This is a genomic window from Actinoplanes sp. NPDC048967 (assembly GCF_040649415.1).
GTDB lineage: Bacteria > Actinomycetota > Actinomycetes > Mycobacteriales > Micromonosporaceae > Actinoplanes.
In genome coordinates this window covers 328,368-349,927 of record NZ_JBEZFL010000010.1, presented here as the reverse complement: position 1 = coordinate 349,927, position 21,560 = coordinate 328,368, and the positions used below count along the sequence as shown (strand labels likewise).

Annotated in this window: 23 protein-coding genes; 9 read left to right on the top strand and 14 right to left on the bottom strand. The window is 73.0% G+C overall.

Annotation, left to right across the window (positions count from 1 at the left end; all coding sequences use genetic code 11):
- The first annotated feature begins 57 nt into the window (after positions 1-57).
- Both AB0C12_RS36205 and AB0C12_RS36200 read left to right on the top strand, forming a co-directional pair.
- The gene (locus tag AB0C12_RS36205) at positions 58-465 is read left to right on the top strand and encodes a universal stress protein (protein ID WP_360554798.1); all 408 of its coding nucleotides are present in this window, start codon (positions 58-60) and stop codon (positions 463-465) included.
- Positions 465-848, top strand: coding sequence for a VOC family protein (locus AB0C12_RS36200; RefSeq protein WP_360554796.1), 384 nt, complete (start codon positions 465-467; stop codon positions 846-848). The genes AB0C12_RS36205 and AB0C12_RS36200 overlap by 1 nt, the downstream gene beginning before the upstream one ends.
- A gap of 3 nt (positions 849-851) precedes the next feature.
- On the opposite strand, the gene AB0C12_RS36195 is transcribed toward AB0C12_RS36200, so the two are convergent.
- Complete coding sequence (locus tag AB0C12_RS36195; protein ID WP_360554794.1) at positions 852-2,729, bottom strand: ABC transporter permease; 1,878 nt, start codon at positions 2,727-2,729, stop codon at positions 852-854.
- A gap of 10 nt (positions 2,730-2,739) precedes the next feature.
- Positions 2,740-3,483 carry an ABC transporter ATP-binding protein gene (locus tag AB0C12_RS36190; protein WP_360554793.1) on the bottom strand — a complete coding sequence of 248 codons (744 nt, stop codon included), beginning with the start codon at positions 3,481-3,483 and terminating at the stop codon, positions 2,740-2,742.
- Positions 3,484-3,680: 197 nt separating this feature from the next.
- Here AB0C12_RS36190 and AB0C12_RS36185 point away from each other — a divergent pair, with 197 nt between their 5' ends.
- Together AB0C12_RS36185 and AB0C12_RS36180 are read left to right on the top strand one after the other, a co-directional pair.
- Positions 3,681-4,052 (top strand): hypothetical protein, encoded by a 372-nt coding sequence (locus tag AB0C12_RS36185; protein WP_360554791.1) that lies wholly within the window; start codon positions 3,681-3,683, stop codon positions 4,050-4,052.
- A gap of 535 nt (positions 4,053-4,587) precedes the next feature.
- The gene (locus AB0C12_RS36180; protein WP_360554790.1) at positions 4,588-5,286 is read left to right on the top strand and encodes an LLM class flavin-dependent oxidoreductase; all 699 of its coding nucleotides are present in this window, start codon (positions 4,588-4,590) and stop codon (positions 5,284-5,286) included.
- A 38-nt stretch (positions 5,287-5,324) separates the two neighbouring features.
- On the opposite strand, the gene AB0C12_RS36175 is transcribed toward AB0C12_RS36180, so the two are convergent.
- Complete coding sequence (locus tag AB0C12_RS36175; RefSeq protein WP_360554788.1) at positions 5,325-6,257, bottom strand: GNAT family N-acetyltransferase; 933 nt, start codon at positions 6,255-6,257, stop codon at positions 5,325-5,327.
- 181 nt (positions 6,258-6,438) lie between these two features.
- On the opposite strand from AB0C12_RS36175, the gene AB0C12_RS36170 reads away from it, so the two are divergent.
- A complete protein-coding gene (locus AB0C12_RS36170) occupies positions 6,439-7,554 on the top strand; it encodes a M20/M25/M40 family metallo-hydrolase (RefSeq protein ID WP_360554786.1) in 1,116 nt (371 codons plus the stop codon).
- Here AB0C12_RS36170 and AB0C12_RS36165 read toward each other — a convergent pair.
- From AB0C12_RS36165 to AB0C12_RS36155, 3 genes are all read right to left on the bottom strand, one after another.
- Positions 7,496-8,770 (bottom strand): zinc-binding dehydrogenase, encoded by a 1,275-nt coding sequence (locus AB0C12_RS36165; RefSeq protein WP_360554785.1) that lies wholly within the window; start codon positions 8,768-8,770, stop codon positions 7,496-7,498. The genes AB0C12_RS36170 and AB0C12_RS36165 overlap by 59 nt on opposite strands.
- A gap of 40 nt (positions 8,771-8,810) precedes the next feature.
- The gene (locus AB0C12_RS36160; RefSeq protein WP_360554783.1) at positions 8,811-9,452 is read right to left on the bottom strand and encodes an isochorismatase family cysteine hydrolase; all 642 of its coding nucleotides are present in this window, start codon (positions 9,450-9,452) and stop codon (positions 8,811-8,813) included.
- Positions 9,453-9,575: 123 nt separating this feature from the next.
- On the bottom strand, positions 9,576-10,490 hold the full coding sequence (locus AB0C12_RS36155) for a nucleoside hydrolase (protein ID WP_360554781.1): 915 nt from the start codon (positions 10,488-10,490) through the stop codon (positions 9,576-9,578).
- A 67-nt stretch (positions 10,491-10,557) separates the two neighbouring features.
- On the opposite strand from AB0C12_RS36155, the gene AB0C12_RS36150 reads away from it, so the two are divergent.
- Positions 10,558-11,514, top strand: coding sequence for a TIGR03885 family FMN-dependent LLM class oxidoreductase (locus tag AB0C12_RS36150; protein WP_360554780.1), 957 nt, complete (start codon positions 10,558-10,560; stop codon positions 11,512-11,514).
- 3 nt (positions 11,515-11,517) lie between these two features.
- Here AB0C12_RS36150 and AB0C12_RS36145 read toward each other — a convergent pair whose 3' ends face one another.
- The 4 genes from AB0C12_RS36145 to AB0C12_RS36130 form a co-directional block, all read right to left on the bottom strand.
- Entirely contained in the window at positions 11,518-12,180 is a 663-nt protein-coding gene (locus AB0C12_RS36145) for a lysophospholipid acyltransferase family protein (RefSeq protein ID WP_360554778.1), read from the bottom strand.
- Between the two features lies 1 nt (position 12,181).
- Positions 12,182-12,739 (bottom strand): TetR/AcrR family transcriptional regulator, encoded by a 558-nt coding sequence (locus tag AB0C12_RS36140; protein WP_360554776.1) that lies wholly within the window; start codon positions 12,737-12,739, stop codon positions 12,182-12,184.
- Between the two features lie 132 nt (positions 12,740-12,871).
- A complete protein-coding gene (locus tag AB0C12_RS36135; RefSeq protein WP_360554775.1) occupies positions 12,872-13,909 on the bottom strand; it encodes a hypothetical protein in 1,038 nt (345 codons plus the stop codon).
- Between the two features lie 77 nt (positions 13,910-13,986).
- Positions 13,987-14,376: a VOC family protein gene (locus AB0C12_RS36130; protein ID WP_360554774.1), complete on the bottom strand. Its 390-nt coding sequence runs from the start codon at positions 14,374-14,376 to the stop codon at positions 13,987-13,989.
- An 85-nt stretch (positions 14,377-14,461) separates the two neighbouring features.
- Between AB0C12_RS36130 and AB0C12_RS36125 the strand changes: the two genes are divergently transcribed.
- The 3 genes from AB0C12_RS36125 (at position 14,462) to AB0C12_RS36115 (ending at position 18,403) form a co-directional block, all read left to right on the top strand.
- Positions 14,462-14,788, top strand: coding sequence for a hypothetical protein (locus tag AB0C12_RS36125; RefSeq protein WP_360554773.1), 327 nt, complete (start codon positions 14,462-14,464; stop codon positions 14,786-14,788).
- Positions 14,789-14,982: 194 nt separating this feature from the next.
- Positions 14,983-16,185, top strand: a complete 1,203-nt coding sequence (locus AB0C12_RS36120; RefSeq protein ID WP_360554771.1) for an alginate lyase family protein — start codon at positions 14,983-14,985, stop codon at positions 16,183-16,185.
- A 16-nt stretch (positions 16,186-16,201) separates the two neighbouring features.
- Complete coding sequence (locus AB0C12_RS36115; RefSeq protein WP_360554769.1) at positions 16,202-18,403, top strand: RICIN domain-containing protein; 2,202 nt, start codon at positions 16,202-16,204, stop codon at positions 18,401-18,403.
- Positions 18,404-18,461: 58 nt separating this feature from the next.
- Here AB0C12_RS36115 and AB0C12_RS36110 read toward each other — a convergent pair whose 3' ends face one another.
- The 4 genes from AB0C12_RS36110 to AB0C12_RS36095 are packed head-to-tail and all read right to left on the bottom strand — an operon-like array spanning position 18,462 to position 21,551.
- On the bottom strand, positions 18,462-19,235 hold the full coding sequence (locus tag AB0C12_RS36110; RefSeq protein ID WP_360554768.1) for an ABC transporter permease: 774 nt from the start codon (positions 19,233-19,235) through the stop codon (positions 18,462-18,464).
- Positions 19,232-20,152, bottom strand: a complete 921-nt coding sequence (locus AB0C12_RS36105) for an ATP-binding cassette domain-containing protein (protein WP_360554766.1) — start codon at positions 20,150-20,152, stop codon at positions 19,232-19,234. The genes AB0C12_RS36110 and AB0C12_RS36105 overlap by 4 nt, the downstream gene beginning before the upstream one ends.
- A complete protein-coding gene (locus AB0C12_RS36100) occupies positions 20,149-21,015 on the bottom strand; it encodes a DUF4097 family beta strand repeat-containing protein (RefSeq protein WP_360554765.1) in 867 nt (288 codons plus the stop codon). Before AB0C12_RS36100 ends, AB0C12_RS36105 begins: the two co-directional genes overlap by 4 nt.
- A 35-nt stretch (positions 21,016-21,050) precedes the next feature.
- The gene (locus AB0C12_RS36095; RefSeq protein WP_360554764.1) at positions 21,051-21,551 is read right to left on the bottom strand and encodes a hypothetical protein; all 501 of its coding nucleotides are present in this window, start codon (positions 21,549-21,551) and stop codon (positions 21,051-21,053) included.
- Positions 21,552-21,560 lie beyond the last annotated feature (9 nt).

Below are 21,560 nucleotides of genomic sequence, written 5' to 3'. Positions count from 1 at the left end.
CCGGCGCGGCGCACGGGTGAGGATCGACCCACGTGATCCCATCTGCCGGAGGACGACATGCACATCGTGCTGGCTGCCAAGCCCGACGCCGACCAGCCCTGGATCACCGACGCGGTGGCCCGGCTGGCCAAACAGACCGACGCCACCGTCTCCGTGGTCGCGGTCGACGAGGTGGAGCTGGAGCGGTTCTCCCCGGCGCCGCGCAGCGTGTTCGTCCAGGGCGCGCGCGAGGCGGTCGACACGGCGATCCGGCGGCTGGCCGACGTGGGGGTCGAGGCGCAGGGCACGGTGCTCCCCGGCCGCCCGCTGGAACGGATCATCGAGTTCGCGGCGCAGCAGCAGGCCGACGTGATCGTGGTCGGGGCGAGCTCCCGGCCGGCACTGGCGGAACGACTCCTCGGCAGCGTCCCCCTGCAGCTGATCGAGAAGGCGTCCCGCCCGGTCCTCGTGGTGACCCATCCCTGATGGCGGTGCTCGCGCAGATCTCGCTGGGCGTGCACGACTGCGAGCGGGCCGGTGCCTTCTGGAGCGAGGCGCTCGGCTATGTCCGGCGCCCGCCGCGCTACCCGGGTGACGACTGGATCGTCATCGAGCCGCCGGCCGGCGTCCCGGGCGCGGCGATCGCCCTGGACCTGAGCGGGACCCCGGTCCAGGACCAGCCGCGGATCCACTTCGATCTCGACGCCGGCGACCGCTCCCTCGACGAAGAGGTCGCCCGCCTCCTCGCCCTCGGCGCCCGGCGCGTGGACTGGCCGTACTATCCGCAGGAGCTCGAGCCGGGCGCGCCGCCGTACGTGGTGCTCGCCGACCCGGAGGGCAACCGCTTCTGCGTGGCCGGATGGGCCTGACTCCTACTCGCGGGCGCCCAGCAGGGAGACCGGGGCCGCCCGGGTCGCCGACCAGGAGGTCAGCAGGCTGGTCAGCCCGGTGACCAGGAACGCCCCCACCGCGAGCACCGCCATCAGCGACCACGGCAGGTCCAGCGTCGCGGTGCCGGTCACCGCCGACGTCGTGGCCAGCACCGCGAGGTAGGTGCCGGCCGCGGCCAACGCGCCCAGGAAGACGCCGATCACGGTGACCGCCGACGACTCCAGCAGCGCCGCGCGCAGCACCTGGGGGCGGGTCAGGCCGGTCGCCCGGGCCGCGGCGAACTCCCGGCCCCGGGCGGCCGCGGCGATCACGACCGCGTTGACCACCCCGATCAGCGCGTACAGGCCGCCGAGGCCGAGCACGATCAGCATGATGTTGTCGCTCGTGCTGGTCCGGGCCTCGGCGTCGGCCCGGAGCCAGTCGTCGACGCCGGTCACCGTGCCCACTTCGGACAGTGCCGCGGTGACCCGGGCGGTGTCGGCGCCGGGCGCGAGGGTGACGAACGTCCGGGTCGGCGCTTCGGCGAGCTGCTCCGCCGGAAGCAGGCCCACCGGCACCAGCAGGGCCGCCCCGCCACCGATCGTGGCCGGCACCTCGGCGACGACCGGCAGCGTGTGGTCGGTGCCGGCGAAGTGGGCCGTCACGGTGTCGCCCCGGGAGAAGCGCTCCCGGGCCGGGCCGCCCGCCACGGCGTTGCCGCGCAGCGCCTGCAGGGAGCCGCTGCCGGGGTGGGCCCGTTCGAAGGCCGCCGGCTCGACGACCAGAGCGGACTCGATCAGGGTGTCCGCCGTGTCGCCGCGGCCCGTGGTGATGCGGACCGGGGTCTCGGTCTCCGAGGAGAAGGAGGCCACCCCGGCCACGGCCGGGAAACCCGGTCCGGTGGTCTCGACCACCAGGTCGGCGGCCGTGCCGCGGCGCTGCTCGGCCACGCCCGCGGCGGCGAACGAGGCGGACGCCCCGACCTGCCCGAAGACGACGCCGATGAGCACGATGAGCGGGGCCGCGGTGGCCGCGCTGCGCCGGACCTCGTCGCGCAGGTTGGCCCGGGCCAGCATGCCGGTCACCCCGGCGGCCGGGATCAGCCGGGCGACCGCGGGGACCAGCACCGGCGCCAGCAGCGACAGGGCGACCGCCGCGCACAGCGACACGTTCATCGTCAGGGCCTGGCCGCCGGCCGCCCCACCCACCGGGGCCAGGATGATCAGGGCCACCGTCCCGGCGGCGAAGAACATTCCGGTCAGCCAGCGCCCGGCGGTCATGACCCGGCCCGCGTCGGGTTCGCGCAGTGCGTCCAGCGGGCGGACCCGCGCGGCCCGCCGGGCGGCGACCAGCACCCCGGCCAGCGCCAGCCCCAGGCCGACCCCGGCCGACGCGCCGAGGATCCAGCCGCGCCACTGCCCGGTGAAGCCGTCCGGCACGAAGCCGAAGCCGACCAGCAGCCGGGTCTGCAGGGCCATCACGGCCACCCCGGCCGGCACGCCGGTGGCGGTCCCGATCAGGCCGAGCAGCAGCGCCTCGCCCACGAGCAGCCGCCGCACGTGCCGGCGACCGCCGCCGACCAGCCGGAGCAGCGCCAGGTCACGGCGGCGCTGGGCCACGGTGAAGGCGAACGTGGAACTGATGATGAACACGGCCAGGAACGTCGAGAAGCCCAGCGTGACACCGAGCAGCGCCACCGACGCCTCGGCGCTGTCGCTGAAGTGCAGCCGCTCAGCCGGGGACAGGCCGGCCGGCGGGTCCAGGGTGGCCGCCGAGATCAGCAGCAGCAGGGACGACTGCACCAGCGCGACGCCCAGGCACACCGACAGGGTGGCGCCGACGAACAACTGCCAGCGTTCGGCCAGTCCGGAGAAACTCATCCGCAGCATGTCAGCGCTCCAGGGCGACGAGGCGGTCAGCGACCTCGCGGGCACCCGCACCGGCGAGGTGGTCCACCAGTCGGCCGTCCCGCAGGAACAGCACCCCGTCGGCGCGGGCGGCGGCGGCCGGGTCGTGGGTCACCATCACGATGCTCTGGCCGCGGTCGGCCATGGCCCGCAACAGATCCAGGACCGTACGGGCGGCCGTCGAGTCCAGCGCCCCGGTCGGCTCGTCGGCGAAGAGCACCTCGGGCGCGGTGACCATGGCCCGGGCGATCGCCACCCGTTGCTGCTGGCCGCCGGAGAGCTCGCGCGGGCGGTGCCGGGCCCGGTCGCCGAGCCCGACGGCGTCGAGGGCCTGGCGGACCTGGGCGCGTCCCGGGCGCCGGCGGGCCAGCCGCAGCGGCAGGGCCACGTTCTGCTCGGCGCTCAGCGAGCCGATCAGGTTGAAGCTCTGGAAGACGAACCCGATCCGGGTCCGGCGCAGGGCGGTCAGCTCGTTGTCGCTCGCGGCGGTGATGTCGGTGTCGCCGAGCAGCACCCGGCCGCTGTCCGCGCGTTCCAGGCCGGCGGCCAGGTGCAGCAGGGTGGACTTGCCGGAGCCGGACGGGCCCATCACGGCGGTCCAGGTGCCGCGGCGGAACTCGACGTCGACGTCGTCGACGGCCCGGACGGCGGTGGCGCCACGGCCGTAACCGCGGCTCACGCCGCGCAGGGCGACCGCGGTCGTGGTGGGGGTGGGAGTCGTCGTCATCGTCACTGCTCGAACGTATGGCGACGGCCCACGGAAAGCGTTGCGGTGGCCCCCCGGATCCGGGGTAGGGCTAACCCTACGGCCGGCGATCCAGTGGCCGGATCGAGGGTCACCCGGCCGAAATACGGCGGCGGGTCCGGCGCAGCGTCGGTAGGGTCGGGCATCCGAGCATGACGGGGATGCGGGAGGGACGACGGATGGCAGTGGCACGGAGGCGATCGCAGCCGATCACGGTCGGTGGGACGGCGTACCGGTGGACGGTGCGGCGGCGGGCGGCCTACCACCAGGGCGACGGCTGGAACCTGTTGCCCTTCGTGGTGGAGCAGGCCACCGGCCACGGCGCTCTGCTGATGGTCACGCTGCCGGACCACTCCGCGCCGGCGGGCCGGCCCGTGTCCTCGTCGACGGTCGCCGCGAGTATCGACCAGGCGCTGACGGCCGGCTGGCGTCCGGACTGGCGGGGGCCGGCAATCCGGTCCCGGCCGAAGACGTCCCGCTGGGGTGACGAGTTCCGCGGCGGCCGGCCCGTGCGGCCGGTGCGGCACTCCGGCCCCCGCCGGGACACCTGAGCCGGCGGTGGGAGCGTCCGGCCCGACCGGGCCGGGCGCTCCGCCCCAGCTGATCAGCACTTCTGGGTGACTCGCCGGAGTTCTGAGCCCGTCCGCGGACCTGCCCACGAACCGTTCAGGAATGAAACTCCACCCGCTGGCCTGCCCGTGTCGTTGTGGCGTCCCATCCCCGGCATCGGAACGACTGGTCGGCTGGTCGGTGCGGTTCCACTCCGCAGCCGGCTGGGGCACTCTCGCATTCGCTGTGGTGGTGTTGCTCATTGCGGTCGGGGGACTTCGCGACGGCGGGACTTTCGACATTGAACTCTGGGCGTCCTCCGCGGCGGCGGCCGTCGTCGCGGCGACATTGTTCGGAGATGCGGGCGCACGCCGTGATGATCACATCCGCGCCATTCACGCACAGCCGCCCGCACGGCCGGAGGAGGCGACGGCGACGCCTCGCAGACTCGCAGAGCCGTTCGCCGACTACCGGGTAGGCGAGCTGTGGCGTCGGGCCAACCGGCCGCGTAACTGACGCCGATCTCGCGGTGCGGCCGTGCGGTCCTGGCCGGGGTGCCGACGATCAGGCGGTCAAACGAGTGGCGACCTCGCGCCGAGCGCACGACTGCGGGGCGAGATCTACTTCGGCGGCTCGTCGGCCGCGGCCGGCCCGGTCGCCGCCCGGCACGCCGACGTCTACCTCACCTGGGGCGAGCCGCCGGCCCAGGTGGCGGAGAAGATCGCCTGGATCCGCGACCTGAACCCGGCCCTGCGCTTCGGCATCCGGCTGCACGTCACCGCCCGCGACACGGCCGAGGCGGCCTGGGCCGAGGCGGACCGGCTGCTGCAGGGCGTCTCGCCGGCCGACATCGAGGCGGTGCAGGCGGGGCTGCGGCGCAGCGAGTCCGAGGGCCAGCGGCGGATGCTCGACCTGCACGGCGGCAGCCGCGACGGCCTGGTCGTCTCGCCGAACCTGTGGGCGGGCGTCGGCCTGGTCCGCGGCGGCGCGGGCACGGCCCTGGTCGGCAGCCACACCGAGATCGCCGACCGGATCGCCGAGTACGCCGGTCTCGGCATCACCGAGTTCATCCTGTCCGGCTACCCGCACCTGGAGGAGGCGTACTGGTTCGGCGAGGGTGTCCTGCCGGAGCTGCGCCGGCGTGGCCTCTGGCGGCACCCGGACGGCGACGGCAACACGCAGGCGACGAGCATCCCGTTCGCTGGCGTGGCCACCGCCGGGGCCGCCGCCGGCTGATCACGCGCCGAGCCCGGACGGGCCCGGCGCGCCCCCGATCAGCGCCAGGTCATGTCGAGCTGGCGTTCGAACGCGTCGTAACCGGCCCGCGCGAAGGCCCGGGCCATCGGCTGGTTGCCCACGTCGGTGGAGGCCCGGATCCGGGGTACGCCCTCGTCCGCCAGCAGCCGTGTGCCCGCCGCCAGCACCTCGTCGATGTAACCGTGGCCGCGGTGCTCCGGCACCACCCCGATGTAGGCGATGATCGGGTTGTAGCCGTTGTGGGCCGGGATCACGAAGCCGACCGGCTCCCCGTCCGGCAGCGTCGCCACCCGCCACCACTCGTGCGGGCTGGCATACCCTTCCAGCTCGTCGCGGTACTGCTCCTCGGCGGCCTGCCGGGCACTCATCCGGCTCAGATCGTCGCGGCTGTGCGCGTCCAGCGTGCCTTCCAGCACCCGCGTCATCAGGGCGATGAGCTCCTCGGCGTCGCGGACCGGGCGGAACGTCAGGCGCCCGGCCGGCTCCGGGACCGGCGTGCCGGGCCGCCACTCCAGGCGCAGCCGCTCGACGAAGAGTTTGGCGCCGAGGCGTTCCAGCACGCCCATCCGCTGCTCGACGCCGCGCCGGACCTCGGGCTGCTCGCGCCAGTCACCTGGGACGTACCGCAGGTAGTCCGGCGGAGTGGCGTCCGGGGCGACCACCGTGGACAGCGCTGTCCGGACGAGGTCAAACGCGTCCTCGGGGTCGCCGTCGAGGTCGAGGATGTCCATCAGGAACGGGTGCTCCGCGCCGGGGCGGGACCACCAGGCGGCCCGGGCGACGACGCGCTCGCCGCGCAGGGCGAGCCACAGCCACCGCGGGTGGCGGCGGCCGGCTTCCAGGTCCTTGGCGAGCTCGCCGTTGAGGACGTACGGGAAGGTGGTGAACAGGTCCAGCTCGTCGGGCCCGGTGATCGGGCGCAGGGTCAGGTCGTGGTGGTGCAGAGTCAAGGCAGTCTCCGTCTGGAGGCGCCCTGTCCCGCCGGGATCAGCTCGGCTGGTGGCCCCGGGAGGACGTGGGCGCTGTGTGCGTGGCGTACATGGCTCAGTCCTCCTTCCTTCGTCGGTCCGGCCGCCAGTTCTATCCGCCACGCGGCGGGGCCGCAACCGATTTACTCGATAGGGTCGACGCATGGACCTGCCGGCCCGCGCCGCCGAGCTGATCGCCGTGCCCTCCACCGCGGACCGGCCCGAGGAGCTGCACCGCGCGCTGGAGCTCGTGCTCGACGTCGTCGGGCCCGGCTTCACGGTGGAGCGCTTCACCTCGCGCGGCAAGCCCAGCGCCCTGGTCCACCGGCCCGGGCCGCGCCCCCACTTCCGGGTGATGCTCAACGCCCACCTCGACGTCGTGCCCGCCGAGAGCTATGCGGCCCGGCGGGACGGCGACCGGCTCTACGGCCGGGGCGCGCAGGACATGAAGGTGGCCGCCCTGGTGCTGGCCGAGGTGTTCCGCTCGCTGGCGCCGTCGCTGCCGTACCCGCTGGGTCTGCAACTGGTCACCGACGAGGAGGTCGGTGGCTTCGACGGCACCGCACACCAGCTCGCCGCCGGCGTCACCGCCGGCTTCGTGCTCATCGGCGAGCAGAGCGGCCTGCGGGTGGTCACCGATTCCAAGGGCATCCTCCAGGTACGCCTGCACGCCACCGGCACCGCCGCCCACGCCGCCTACCCGTGGCTCGGTGACAACGCTCTGCTCACCCTGACCGGCGCGGTGGACGCCGTGCTGCGCCGTTGGCCGGTGCCGCCGGACGAGCAGTGGCGCACGACGGTCAACGTGGCCCGGATCGAGACCGCGAACCGTGCGGTCAACCAGGTGCCGGCCGAGGCCACCGCCTGGCTCGACATCCGCTTCCCGCCGCAGGACACCGACTTCGCCGGCCGGACGAGCGAGGAGATCGCCGCGCTGCTGGGGTCGGTCAGCGGCGTGCCGGTCACCGTGGACAGCCTCGGTGCACCACACCACGCTGACCCGCACAGTCCCGAGGTCACCTTGCTACGGGCGGCGGCGAGCTCAGCCGGCTATCCGGGAGAGCTGCTGCGCAAGCACGGCGCGGCCGACGGCCGGTTCTACTCCGCGCGGGGCATCGACGCCGTGATCTTCGGACCGGGCGGCGACGGCCAGCACGGCCCGTCCGAGTACGCCGACCTGCGCACCGTGGGCCCGTACCGGAAGGCCCTCGTCACGTTCCTCACCGAGCTGGCTCGGGACCCGGCACCAGCGGGACGTCGGGATTCGGCCGCAGGGTGACCTTGACGGCGTAGGCCCGGGCCGCGGCCGACGCGGTCCGCAGCGCGAGCCGCCAGTCGTCCAGCGCGAAGGTGTGCGTCACCAGCGCGTCCACCGGGTAGGCCGGGTCGGCGAGCCACTCCACCACCTCGGCCATCGTGGTCCGCCCGGCCAGCGCCGGCTCCGGACCCGAGTTGACGGTGCCCTGCACGGTGAGCTGGCGGTTCCAGACCAGCGACCAGTCGACCCGTTGCCGGCCGGCCCCGCCGACGAGCACCAGCACGCCGGTCGGCCGCAGCAGGTGCAGGGCGAGGTCGATCGTCTCGCGGTGGGCCACGCAGTCGAAGACCACGTCCACGCCCTGCTCCAGGATCGGGGTCCGGGTCAGCCGCGGCCGGACGACCCGGCCGCCGTGCACGCGGGCGAGGGACTCGACCACCTGCGGACCCGGCTCCAGCGCCCGGTTGGCCCCCGTGCGCACCGCCGCCGCCCGGCTGAACTCGCCCGGGCCGACCACGGTGATGTCCAGGTCCGGGTGCAGCCGGCGCAGGGCGGCCGTCACGAGCAGGCCGATGGTCCCCGGGCCGATGACCACGGCGCGGTCACCGCGGCGCTGCCAGTGCAGCGCCGCGTGCAGGGCGACGGCCGCGGGCTCGGCGATGACCGCACGGTACGACGGCAGTGCCCCGACTCGGTGCAGCTGACTCTCATGGGCAGCGACGTACTCGCCCCAGCCGCCGCCCAGGGTCGCGTCGAAGCCCTGAGTAGGGGATCGGCAGCCGGACACACCGGGCTCGTCGAAGCGCTCGCAGACGTACGGGAAGCCCTCCCGGCACGACCGGCACAACGGGAAACCGCGGTGCACGCAGGAGAGCACCGGGTCCACGACGACCCGGTCACCCGCGGACACCGAGGTGACACCCGGCCCGGCCGACTCGACCACGGCGACGATCTCGTGCCCCAGGATCTGCCGTCGCGCGGTGTAGTACGCGCTGAGCACCAGCGACGACCTGGCGCGGGCGACGGCCGTGTCGCTGCCGCAGATGCCGGACAGCTCCGGACGCAGCAGCACCCAGCCGGGGGCGCGGGGCAGCACCGGCACGGGCACGTCCGCGCGCAGGGCGAGCAGGCCGGCCGCGCCCCGGCCGGCGTCACCGCCGAGGCCCCCAGGCAGCGCCCGGGCGGCCGCGGTGGCCAGATAGCGGGGGATCGACAGGTCGGCCAGGACGGCTCGCATGATGCTCCCTTCCGGGCCTCGGCGGGGTCCGCGCCCGGTCTCAGGCCGGCGTGGTGACCCGGGCGACGATCTCCGCGGTGGGCGCGAGCACGACGCCGATCCCCGCGACCTCCCGGAAGCCCTGCTCGGTGGCCTGGGAGATGGCGTCGGTGGCCAGCACGACCCGGTAGTCCCGCTCGGTGGCCTGCGTCATGCTGGCCCGCGGGCAGTTGGGCAGGTTGCACCCGGCGAAGACCACGGTGTCGACACCGCGCTCACGCAGCAGCTCGTCGAGCCGGGTGCGGTAGAACGCGCCCCAGCGCGGTTTGAACAGGGCGTACTCGCCGGGGCCGAGCTCCTGCGCCCGCCCGTCGAGCAGCAGCTTGTCGTCCAGGCCGGGCCCGTCGCCGGGCAGCAGGCCGGGGGCGAGCAACCGGCCGTCGGTGCCGGGGCGGACGAGCTCGCCACCGCCGTCGATCAGGGTGCGCCGCACCCGCTCGACGTCGTCTCCCTGGTACAGCCGGACGATGTGGACGATAGGCCGGTGGGCGGCCCGGAACGCGTCGATCAGCGCGCGCAGCGACGGGATGATCTCGGTGGTGCCGGCCAGCCCGTACGGCCGCCCGGACAGGAAGTCGCGCTGCATGTCGATGGTGACCAAGGCGGACGAATCCCAGTGCGGGGCCAGGTGCGGATCGGTCATGCGGGCCCTCCGATGCGGTGGGACGACGCCAGCAGCATATCGACGGTCCCCGGCGCGCGGCCGTCGTCGGCCGGCGGGTCAGCTCGGCCGCCCGGCCGGGGCCCCCTCGCGCGCGGCCGGTGCTCAGCTCGCGGACGCCCCGAGGATGGTCCGCAGGATGACGGGTGCGGCGTCGGCGGTGAGGCTGAGGACCACCCGGATCCGGTGCGCGGCGGTGTCGTCCTCGACCAGGTGCCCGTCCGGCTCGACCCGCAGCCCGATCAGCGGCGCGTCCGCCGGGTGCAGGAGGCCGACGGCGACACCGGCGGCGATCGGATCGTGCAGCGGCACCCGCCGCTCGCCCAGCACCGGCTCGTAGTAGTCGAAGTAGCCGGTCAGGATCGCGCCCAGCGCCGCCGGCAGCGGCGGGCCGGCCGCCAGCGCGGCCCGGTCGGACTCGTCGAAGCGGTGCCGCATGGTGACGTCGAGCGGCACCACCGTCACCGGCCAGGCCGCGTCGAACACAGCGGTGGCCGCGGCGGGGTCGCCGGCGATGTTGGCCTCGGACCGTCCGGTCACGTTGCCCGGCACCCGGACCGCCCCGCCCATGACGGTGACGTCGCGGACCCGGCCGGGCAGCTCCGGGTCGCGGCGCAGCGCCAGCGCCAGGTTGGTCAGTGGCCCGGTGGCCACGATCCGCAGCTCACCGCTGTGCTCGCGGGCCAGCGCGAGCAGCAGCTCGGCGGCGTCCCGATCCTGCGGCTGCCGGGTGGCAGCGGGCAGCTCGATCCCGCCGATGCCGTTGCCGCCGTGCACCCGGTCCGCGCCGCCGTGGAAGTCGCCACCCAGGGGGTGGTGGGCGCCGACGGCGACGGGAATGTCGTCGTGGCCGGCCAGGGTGAGCAGGTCCAGCGTGTTGCGGGCGGCCTGGCCGGCGGCCGTGTTGCCGCTGACCGTGCCGATGCCCGCCACGACGGTTCCGCGCTGGGCGAGCAGCAGGGCGAGGGCCAGTGCGTCGTCCACGCCGGTGTCGCAGTCGAAATAGACCGATCGGGTCACGGCCTCAGGCTAAGCCGTCCGGGTCCGGGGTGGTTGTCCCCGGGCCGGCCTGGGTACGACCTGCGGCATGACGGACTACGGCATCCATGCCTCGCACGAGCAGATCCCGCCCGCCGAGCTCCTCGCCGCCGTGGTCGCCGCCGAACGCGCCGGTTTCGACGCCGCGATGTGTTCCGACCACTTCTCGCCGTGGAGCGCCCGGCAGGGCCAGTCGGCGTTCGCCTGGTCCTGGCTCGGTGCCGCGCTGCAGGCCACGAACCTGTCCTTCGGCGTGGTCAACGCGCCCGGGCAGCGCTACCACCCGGCGATCATCGCCCAGGCCATCGGCACGCTGGGCGCCATGTATCCGGGCCGGTTCTGGACGGCGCTGGGCAGCGGGGAGTACAGCAACGAGCACATCACCGGCGAGCCGTGGCCCCGCAAGGAGGTCCGCGAGGCCCGGCTGCTGGAGTGCGTCGGCGTCATCCGCGACATGCTCGCCGGCGAGGAGGTCACCCGCGACGGCCTGGTCAAGGTCGACCGGGCCAAGCTGTGGACCCGCCCCGAGACTTCCCCGGCCCTGATCGGCGCGGCCGTCAGCACCAGGACGGCGGCCTGGTGCGCCGGCTGGGCCGACGGCCTGGTCACGGTGAACGCCCCGGAGGAGAAGCTGCGCGAGATGATCGCGGCGTACCGGGACGCGGGCGGGCGCGGGCCGATCAGCCTGCAGGTGCACCTGAGCTGGGCGCCGACCGAGGCCGAGGCCGAGCGCATCGCCCACGACCAGTGGCGCAGCAACATCTTCCCGCCGCCGGTCTGCTGGGACCTGGAGACCGTGGACCACTTCGACGTGGTCTCGCAGAACGTGACGGTGGATCAGGTCCGCGAGGTGGTCAACGTCTCGGCCGACCTGGAACGGCACATCGAGTGGCTGCGCGGGTACGCGGCCCTGGGCTTCGACCGGATCTACCTGCACCACGTGGGCCAGGACCTGCTGCCGTTCGTGGAGACCTTCGGCGCGAAGGTGCTGCCGGCCCTGCGCTGAGCCTCACTGCCCGGCGGACAGCTCGTTGTAGCAGCCGGCGTACTCCTGGCCGGACAACTTCTCGATCTCGGCCATGATCTCGTCGGTCGCCGTCCGCCGGGCCCGCGCGGCGTGGGCCGCCGGGGCGGCGAACCGCAGCGGCGCGCCGAACCGCACGGTGACCCGGCCGGGCCGCGGAAACCGCGCCCCGACGGGCTGGATCCGGTCGGTGCCGATCACGGCCACGGGTACGACCGGCGCCCCCGAGGCCAGGGCCAGCCACGCCACCCCCGTACGCCCGCGGTAGAGCCGGCCGTCGCGGGACCGGCTGCCCTCGGGATGGATGCCGAACGCCCGGCCGTCCCGCAGCACACCCAGCGCCGTCTCCAGCGCCGCCTGGGCGGCCCGGTGCTCACCGCGCGGCACGGCGACCGCGCCCAGGCCCAGCAGGGCCGAGCCGCTGAGCCGGCCCAGCAGGCCGGGCCGGGTGAAGTACTCCGCCTTGGCCAGGAACGCCACCGGCCGCGGGGACACCAGCGGAATCAGGAAGCTGTCCAGGAAGGACAGGTGGTTGGCGGCCAGGATGACCGGGCCTTCACGGGGTACGTGCTCGCGGCCCTCGACCACCGTCCGGAACGCCAGCCGGGACACCGGGACGAGCAGGGCACGGGTCAGCTGCGGCAGCATGTCACGACTCCACGTACGCGTCGATCGCCGTGCGCAGCAGCGCGTCGGCGTCCTCGGTCTCGACCGTCATCTGCAGGCTGCCCCAGGACCACAGCTGCGCGATGCCGTGCAGGTTGGCCCAGAGGGCGCCGGCGGCCACGGCGGCGTCGTCGCGGCCGGGCCGGGCCCGCGCGACGAACTCGACCAGGACGGCGAACAGCGGCTTGCTGGCCGCCCGCAGCCCTTCCTGGTTACCGCGCAGCAGTTCGTGCCGGAACATCAGCTCGAACATGCCGCGGTCGGTGCGGGCGAAGTCCAGGTAGAGCCGGCCCAGGGCGAGCAGCCCGGCACGCGGATCGCGCTGTTCGCCGAGGGCGGCGATCCGGTCGGACAGCCGGTCGTAACCCACCCGGGCCACGGCGGCCAGCAGCTCGCGGTGGGTGGGGAAGTAGCGCCGGGGCGCGCCGTGGGACACGCCGGCGCGGCGGGCGATCTCGCGCAGGCTCAGCGCGTCGGTGCCCTCGGCGGTGACGAGCTCGACGCCGGTGGCGACGAGATGCGCACGCAGGTCCTCCGGCATAGACACTGTCTACCAGACGCCGTAGACAGTGTCTATCACGCGCGTCGGAGGTCGAGCTGCAGGAGGATCGAGCGGTGGGTGGGCCGTAACCCAGCGCGTCGTTGATCGGCGCGTGCCCAGTGGCTCCGAGCCCTACGAAACACGGCCTGGTTGGTCGGCAGAGGCGTCGGTGGTGGTCGCCGCAAGGTAGCGGTCGAGGTGATGGATGGTTGTGCTGATCATGTCGGCCACATCATGGCGGTTGACTCTGTCGACGACGAGGCTGAACTGGGTGGCGAGGCGGACCTGTTTGTCGTGGTAGAAGACCGGCCCGGTACTTGGATGGCTCAACAGCCCGCCGTGCCGGTTGGTTCTCAGCGCGTCCGGATCCTTGATCACTTGCTGGATCGCGTCGAACATCATCGCTGGTCGGAGATGGGTCGCGAGTCGGCGTGCTGCTGCCTGGGCGACCGGAGTCGGGTTGCTGAAGCTGACCTCGACGAAGGGGCGAAACAGCCAATCTCGTTGGGGAGCGTCACGGCCGGCGCATCGCAGATCAACGCCGATCCAGGCGTCGTCAGGTGCGCCCAGGTGTCGCCGATAGGCCAGCACCATCGGGTTGCCGGCTTTGGTGCGCGTCGCTTGGGCGTCATCGCCGAGCGCGGCGGCTATGCGGCGGGTGATCAGGTCCGGGACGTACCAGCCGCGGACCTTGCCGATGGTCCGGTCGGCCTCGGTGTCCCAGCCCTGCAGCACGTCGGTGATCTCGACGCTGAGCCAACGGGCATGGCTGTGCCGACTTTGGTGCCAGGCACCGAACAGCTGGACGAGACTGAGTGGCTGCCATGGCTTCGGTGGCGCGGCGGCGTCTCCGTCGAGGGTGCAATACCGCAGTTGCGCTGCCGCGGCCTCAGAGGCGGCCCAGGTTGCGTACCGTTCGAGCTGGCCGTTGTGCTCGTCGGCAGCTCCCTTCAGTTCCAGCACGGCCAGCGGTTCGGTCCCGCCTGATCGGCGGATCAGAAGGTCCGGTCGGCCGCCGCGGCCCCCGATTCGCACTTCCCGCTGCGCGGTGTATTCGTCAGCCGGCAGGCCCAGAATCTGCGCCAGCGGGAGTGCATCCAGTTCGATCAGGTAGGCCAGCAGATCGCTTGCCGTGTTCTCATGGGCCAGGAGTCGGCCGATCGCGGTCATGTCCGCAGGCTAGCGGCCGGTGGCCGGGGCTCTTGTCGATGGCGAGCAACGGGTCCGGCCGCTCGGAGCGGTGATTCTCATGCTGGCGTTGTCCCGGCCGTGACCGGGGGTGCCCATCCCGGCCGGGGGATGAGGCAGAACGGGTGCCCGGCCGGGTCCGCGAACACGCCCGCCCCGGGCCGGGCGGTGGCACCCAGCGCGAGGACGGCGGCTGACGCTTCGGCGACGTCGTCGACCATCACGTCCAGATGGACCTGCTGGGGTGTCGCCGGGTCCGGCCAGGTCGGCGCCGGATTGCCGGGAGCCCGCTGGAAGCCCAGCCCGGAGGCGCGGTCGCTGCTCGCCACGACCGCGAAGTCGTCGTCGTGGTAGGTGACGGGCAGGCCCAGCAGCGCGCTGTAGAACGTGGCCAGGGCCAGTGGCTCCGGGCAGTCCACGATGACGTGGTGCAGACGGCCGATTGCCATGATGCCTCCCACTCCGGCGGCCCGCGGCGTTCGCGGTCTCCCGCCCATCATGTCGAGAACGGCCGGCCGGCACCGACCCCCCGGTATGACGAAGTTTCTGCTGATCCAGCACCACACCGCGATGGGCACCTGGGCGCCGGCCGACGTACGGCGGCATTTCGACTACCAGCGCGACCTGGACGCCGAGCTCACCGCGGCCGGTGAGCTGGTCGAGGCGCAGGGGCTCGGCGGCCGTTCGCATCAGGTCGCGGGGGAGCGGGATGCCCTGCCCGAGCTCGCCGGCTACCGGGTCGTCGATGTGGAGTCCGAGGAACGGGCGCTGCAGATCGCGGCCCGGGCGTCGGCGGCACCGGGGCCGGGCGGCGCACCACTGGGTCTGCGGATCGATGTACGGCAGCTGCTGACCCCGTGAGAGCGCTTTCTCGCCGTAACCGGTTCCGGTGGTCCGAACATGCGCCCCCGCACCGGAAAGCGCTCTCCGTCCACCGAACCTTTCGTCATCCTTAAGTCCGTCGATACGTCCTTGACCGCGTCCCGTTCGTCACGGTTGAGTTCGGCACTGTTAAGTCACCTTCCGGTTCCCCGTTCCCCCATCCGGAGTCCGCAGTGCCTCACTCCCCACGCCGGCTGCTGCTCGCCGCCGGCACCGTGCTCGTCGCCCTCGTGGCCACCACCGGCGTCCGCTTCGTGGCGAACGCGGAAACGGCCCCGGTCCGTGCCACAGCCGCGGCGTTCTCTCACCCCGGCGTGCTGCTCAGCCGTCCTCAGCTCGACTTCGTCAAGGCCAAGGTCGCCGCCAAGGCCCAGCCCTGGACCGCCGCCTACAACCAGATGGCCGCGAGCCGCTACGCCTCGCTGTCGCGTACGCCGAAGCCCCGCGCGACCGTCGAGTGCGGCTCCTACTCCAACCCGAACAACGGCTGCACCGACGAGCGCGAGGACGCGATCGCCGCGTACACCGACGCGCTCACCTGGTACATCACCGGGAACACCGCGTACGCGACCAAGGCCATCGCGCTGATGGATGCCTGGTCGGCCACGCTCAGAACACACACCAACAGCAACGGCCCGCTGCAGACCGCCTGGGCCGGTTCGGTGTGGCCCCGGGCCGCGGAGATCATCAAGCACGCGTACGGGAACTGGCCCAACCAGGCCCGCTTCGCCACCATGCTGCGCACCGTCTACCTGCCGGTGGTGCTGGCCGGCAGCGCCAGCAACGGCAACTGGGAGCTGTCGATGATGGAGGCGGCCGTCGGCATCGCCGTCCACCTCGACGACCGGGCGAGCTACGACCGGGCCGTCGCCCGCTTCAAGCTGCGGGCCGCCGCCTACATCTACGTCACCGCTGACGGCGCCCAGCCGAAGTACCCGCCGGCCGGCGGCATCGACACCCGGGCCGAGCTGATCGGCTACTGGCAGGGTCAGAGCACCTTCGTCGACGGGCTCTCCCAGGAGACCTGCCGCGACTTCGTGCACACCGGATACGGCATCTCCGCGATCGCGCACGTCGCCGAGACCAGCCGCATCCAGGGCGGCGACCTCTACCCCGAGCTGCAGGACCGGCTGCGGCACGCGCTCGGGCTGCACACCAAGCTCGAGAACGGCACCGCGGTGCCGGCCTCGATCTGCGGCGGCACGGTGACCAAGGGTCTCGGCCCGATCAGCGAGGTCGCCTACAACGCCCTGCACAACCGGCTCGGCATCGCGATGGCCAACACCGGCACCTACACCGAGGCCCGGCGCCCGCAGGGCAGCAACAACCTGTTCGTGGCGTGGGAGACGCTCACCCACGCCGGCAACCCCGCCTGATCCCCGAAGGAAATCGATGACCCCCATCCCCCGGAAGCGACGGCGTGTCCTCGCCGTCTCCGTCACCGCTCTGGTCGTCGGCGTGCTCGGCGTCGCCGGCATCACCAACGCCCTGGCCGCCACCACCGGATCCGTGGTGAGCAGCGCCAACGGCAAGTGCCTGGACGTCACCAACGGCTCCACCGCCAACGGCAACCTGCCGCAGATGTGGTCCTGTGCGAGCGGGCCGAACCAGACCTGGACCTACGGCGACGACAAGTCGCTCAAGGGCCTCGGCAAGTGCCTGGACGTGGCCGGCGGCGCCACCACCGACGGCGCCGTCGTGCACATGTGGGACTGCTTCGCCGGGCTGACCAGCCAGCAGTGGACGTACACGGCCGGGCGGGACCTGGTCAACGTCAAGGCCGGCAAGTGCCTCGATATCAAGGACAACAACCTCGCCGACGGCGCCAAGCTCCAGCTGTGGACCTGCGGCGGCGGCGCCAACCAGAAGTGGACGGTCAACGGTGCCTCGACGCCCCCGACCACCCCGCCGGTGACCCCGACGACGGTCCCGCCGGGCAGCGGCAACCCCGATCTGGGCCCGAACGTGACGATCTTCGACCCGTCGATGTCGCAGTCGACCATCCAGAACCGCCTGAACACGGTCTTCAACCAGCAGGTCCGCAACCAGTTCGGCAACGCCCGCTACGCACTGCTGTTCAAGCCCGGTTCGTACAACGTCGACGCCAACGTCGGCTTCTTCACCCAGGTCGCCGGGCTGGGCCTGACCCCGGACGCGGTGAACATCAACGGCGCCGTGCACGCCGAGGCCGACTGGTGGCCGGACGGCTCGCAGAACGCCACCCAGAACTTCTGGCGCTCGGCCGAGGGCCTGTCGGTGACCCCGAACGGCGGCCTCGACCGCTGGGCCGTGTCGCAGGCGGCGCCGTACCGCCGGATGCACGTCCGCGGCAACCTGGCGCTGTCCGACGGCGGCTGGTCGTCCGGCGGGTTCATGGCCGACACGAAGATCGACGGGCAGATCCAGTCCGGCTCGCAGCAGCAGTGGATCACCCGCAACTCGCAGATGGGCAGCTGGAACGGCTCCAACTGGAACCAGGTCTTCGTCGGTGCCCAGGGCGCCCCGGCCAACAGCTTCCCGACGCCGCCGTACACCACGGTCGGCCAGACGCCGGTGGTCGCGGAGAAGCCGTACCTGTACGTCGACTCGGCGGGCGCCTACCAGGTGTTCGTCCCCGCGCTGCGGACCAACTCGGCCGGTACCACCTGGGCCGGCGGCAACCCGGCGGGCCAGTCGCTGCCGATCGGCACGTTCTTCGTCGTCAAGCCCGGTGAGACCGCGGCGAACATCAACGCGGCCCTCGCGTCCGGCAAGAACCTGCTGGTCACGCCCGGCGTCTACAACCTGAACCAGACCATCAACGTGACCCGGCCCAACACCGTCGTGCTCGGCCTTGGCCTGGCCACCTTCGTCCCGCAGAACGGCATCACCGCGATGACCGTGGCCGACGTCGACGGCGTACGGGTCGCCGGGGTGCTCTTCGACGCGGGCACCACCAACTCGTCGGTGCTCATGGAGGTCGGCCCGAACGGCTCGTCGGCGAACCACGCGGCGAACCCGACCGTGCTGTCCGACGTGTTCTTCCGGATCGGCGGCGCGATCGCCGGCAAGGCCTCGGTCAGCCTGCGGATCAACAGCGACCACGTGATCGGTGACCACGCCTGGATCTGGCGCGCCGACCACAGCGACAACGGCACCCACGGCTGGACCGTCAACCCGGCCGCCAACGGCCTCACCGTCAACGGCGACAACGTGACGTTCTACGGCCTGTTCGTCGAGCACTACCAGCAGTACCAGACCATCTGGAACGGCGAGAACGGGCGCACGTACTTCTACCAGAACGAGATGCCCTACGACCCGCCGAACCAGGCCGCCTACATGAACGGCTCGACGCAGGGCTGGGCGGCGTACAAGGTGGCCGACTCGGTGAACAACCACGAGGCGTGGGGCCTGGGGTCGTACGCGTTCTTCAACGTCAATCCCAGCGTCGTCAACGCCCGCGCCTTCGAGGTGCCGGTGAAGCCGGGCATCAGGTTCCACAACATGGTGACCGTCTCGCTGGGCGGCACCGGCACGATCGCCCACGTCATCAACAACACGGGCGCCGCGGTGAACAGCGGGCACCAGGTGACCAACCTGGTCAGCGGCCCCTGATCCGTACCGCACGCTGCGACGGCCCGCCGGTCTGCCGGCGGGCCGTCCGCTTGCGGGGTCAGCGGGCGTTGTAGCGCTTGCGGGCCCAGAGATAGCCGGCCAGGGCGATGGCGGCGCACCAGGCGGTCGCCCACCAGATCGAGTCGCCGACCGTTCCGCCGGTCAGCAGGGCCCGGATCGTCTCCATGATCGGCGTGAACGGCTGGTACTCGGCGAACTGCCGCAGCCCGTCCGGCATCGACTCGGTCGGGACGAAGCCGCTGCCGATGAACGGGAGCAGGGTCAGCAGCAGCGGCGTGTTGCTCGCCTCCTCCACGGTCTTGGCCACCAGCCCCAGCGCGGTGGCCAGCCACGTGACGGCGAACGAGGTCATCGCCAGCACCCCGAGCACGCCCAGCCACGCCGCCGGTCCGGCGCCGGGCCGGAAACCGATCGCGAGCGCCACGGCCAGCACGATGGCCAGGCTGACCAGGGTCTGGATCATGCTGCCGACCACGTGCCCGGTCAGGACCGACACCCGGGCGATCGCCATGGTGCGGAACCGGGCCACGATGCCCTCGGTCATGTCGGTGGCGACCGAGACCGCGGTGCCGGCCGCCGCCCCGCCGACGGTCATCAGCAGGATGCCCGGCACCACGTACGCCAGGTATTCGGTGCGGCCCCCGCCCAGGCCGGCGCCGAGCGTGCCGCCGAACACGAAGACGAACAGCAGCAGGAAGATCACCGGCATCCCGGCCAGGTAGAAGATCATCGCGGGATAGCGCTGCATGTGCCGCAGATTGCGCCGCAGCATGGTGTTCGAGTCGCGGACGGCGAGGCTCAGGGTGGTCATCGCACGGGCTCCTTCGCGGTCAGGGCCAGGAAGACGTCGTCCAGGTCGGGCGTGTGCACGGTCAGGCTCTCCACCTCGGCGCGAGCCTCGTCCAAGGTGGTCAGCAGGGCGCGCAGCGTGCGCACGCTGCCGTCCCCGGGCACCTGGATGGTGAGCTGGGCGGAGTCGACGGCGGCGGTATCGAGGGCCACCGCCGCCGCCCGCAGCGCCGGTCCGTCGGCGAAGCGCAGGGTGATGTGCCCGCCCGGTACCAGCCGTTTGAGCTCGTCGGCCGTGCCCTCGGCGACCAGCCGCCCGCCGTCGAGCACCGCGATCCGGTCGGCGAGCTGGTCCGCCTCCTCCAGGTACTGGGTGGTCAGGAAGATCGTCACGCCGTCGGCCACCAGCGCCCGGACGGTCTGCCACATCGCCTGCCGGCTGCGCGGGTCCAGCCCGGCGGTCGGTTCGTCGAGGAACACCAGCCGCGGCTCACCGACCAGGCCCATCGCGATGTCCAGCCGCCGCCGCATGCCGCCCGAGTACGCCGACGCCTGCTTGCCGGCCGCGTCGGTCAGGTCGAACTGCTCCAGCAGCTCGTCCGCCCGGCGCCGGCCCCGGGCCCGGCCCAGGTGGTGCAGGTCGGCCATGAGAATGAGGTTCTCCCGGCCGGTGAGCAGCCCGTCGACGGCGGCGAACTGTCCGGTGACCCCGATCGCCGCCCGCACCGCGTCCGGCTCGGTCGCCGGGTCGTGGCCGGCCACCCGGATCTCGCCGGCGTCGGCGTCGATCAGGGTGGACAGGATCTGCACGGTGGTGGTCTTGCCGGCGCCGTTCGGGCCCAGCAGGGCGAAGATCGAGCCCGGTGGGACGTGCAGGTCGATGCCGTCCAGGACGGTGTGGTCGCCGTACGCCTTGCGCAGGCCGGTCACGGTGATCATCGGAGCTCCTCGGAGTCGCCGCGGCGCACGATGATGTCGCCGAAGGAGGTGCGGGCGCGCACCTGGACGTTGTCCTCGCCGGGCTCCGGGGCGCCGGTGCCGTCGAGGTGGTTGAGCACCTTGCCGAACTGGGTGTGCAGGTCGAGGTACGCGGCCGTGCCCGCCGCGATGCCGACCTCCAGCTCACCCATCGAGCTGCGCACCGAGACCGTGCCGCGGTGCACGGCCCCGATCCGGATGCTGCCGTTGGCGGTGGCGGCGTCCACCGAGCCCCCGACGTGCCCGGCGACGACGCCCCCGTTGGCCATCTTGGCGTGCAGGTCGCCGCCGGTGGAGTCCACCTGGCTGTCACCGTTGGAGTTCTTCAGCACCACGGCGCCGGTGACCGTGCCGAGCCGGATCGTCCCGCTCCCGGTCGTGGCCCGGGCGGCACCGGTCACCGAGCGCGCGACGACGGAGCCGGCGCTGGTGTTCACCTCCAGCGGCCCGGTGTGCTGCAGCTCCACGTCACCGGCGGCGGTGCGGACCGCGGTCTCGCCCAGCGTGCCGGTGCAGTGGAACGAGCCGAGGGCCGCGTCGGCGCGCAGCTGCGAGCCGGTCGGCAGTGAGATCTCGATGTCGATCGACCCGCTGCGGCGCAGGATCCCCAGGGTCTTGAGCGTCTTCGGGGTCTTGACCAGCAGCTGCCCGTCGGTCAACTGGACCTGGGTCTGCTCGGCGGCGCGCAGGTCGGCGGGGGCGGAGGGGTCGCTGGGCCGGACCTCGACGACGGTGTCCGCGCGGTCGGTGGCGGTGATCCGCACGTCGGCGACGAGCAGCTCGAGCGTCGCCCGGATCGGCGCGGGGGTGTCGAAGGTGGGCATGTCCTGGTCCTTTCGCGGAGGGGAGCCGGGCACGGTCAGCGGGCCCAGCCGGTGTAGCGCTGCCCGCCGAGCGGGGCGCGGGAGGTGCGCGGCCGGTCACCGGCCTGTACGGCGGCGGTGCTGGCCCGGACCAGCCAGGCGTTGACCGAGAGGCCCTCGCGGCCGGCCGCCTCCTCGATCCGGGTCTTGAGCTGGTCCGGCAGCCGGAAGTTGATCCGCGACACGGCTCCGTCGTCGGGGATGTCGGTGGTCTCGACCGGCTCGGGTGCCGTCGGCTCCACCGGGTGCTCGGCCGGGGGTGGCGTCACGACAAAGCCGGGGGAGCCGCCCCGCAGCCGCAGCTCGACCGAGCCCGGGGCCAGGTCGCGGGTGATCTCGTCCGCCGCCGCGGACAGGGCGTCGAGCAGGGCGAGCCGGAAGGCCGACTCCATCGGCGCGGTCAGCCGCTCGGCCAGCTCGCGGGCGTCGGAGCCGCCGAGCTCGGCCGCACCGGCGAGCTCCTCGCGGAGCCGTGCGACATATGACGTGAGGTCCATGACGCCATG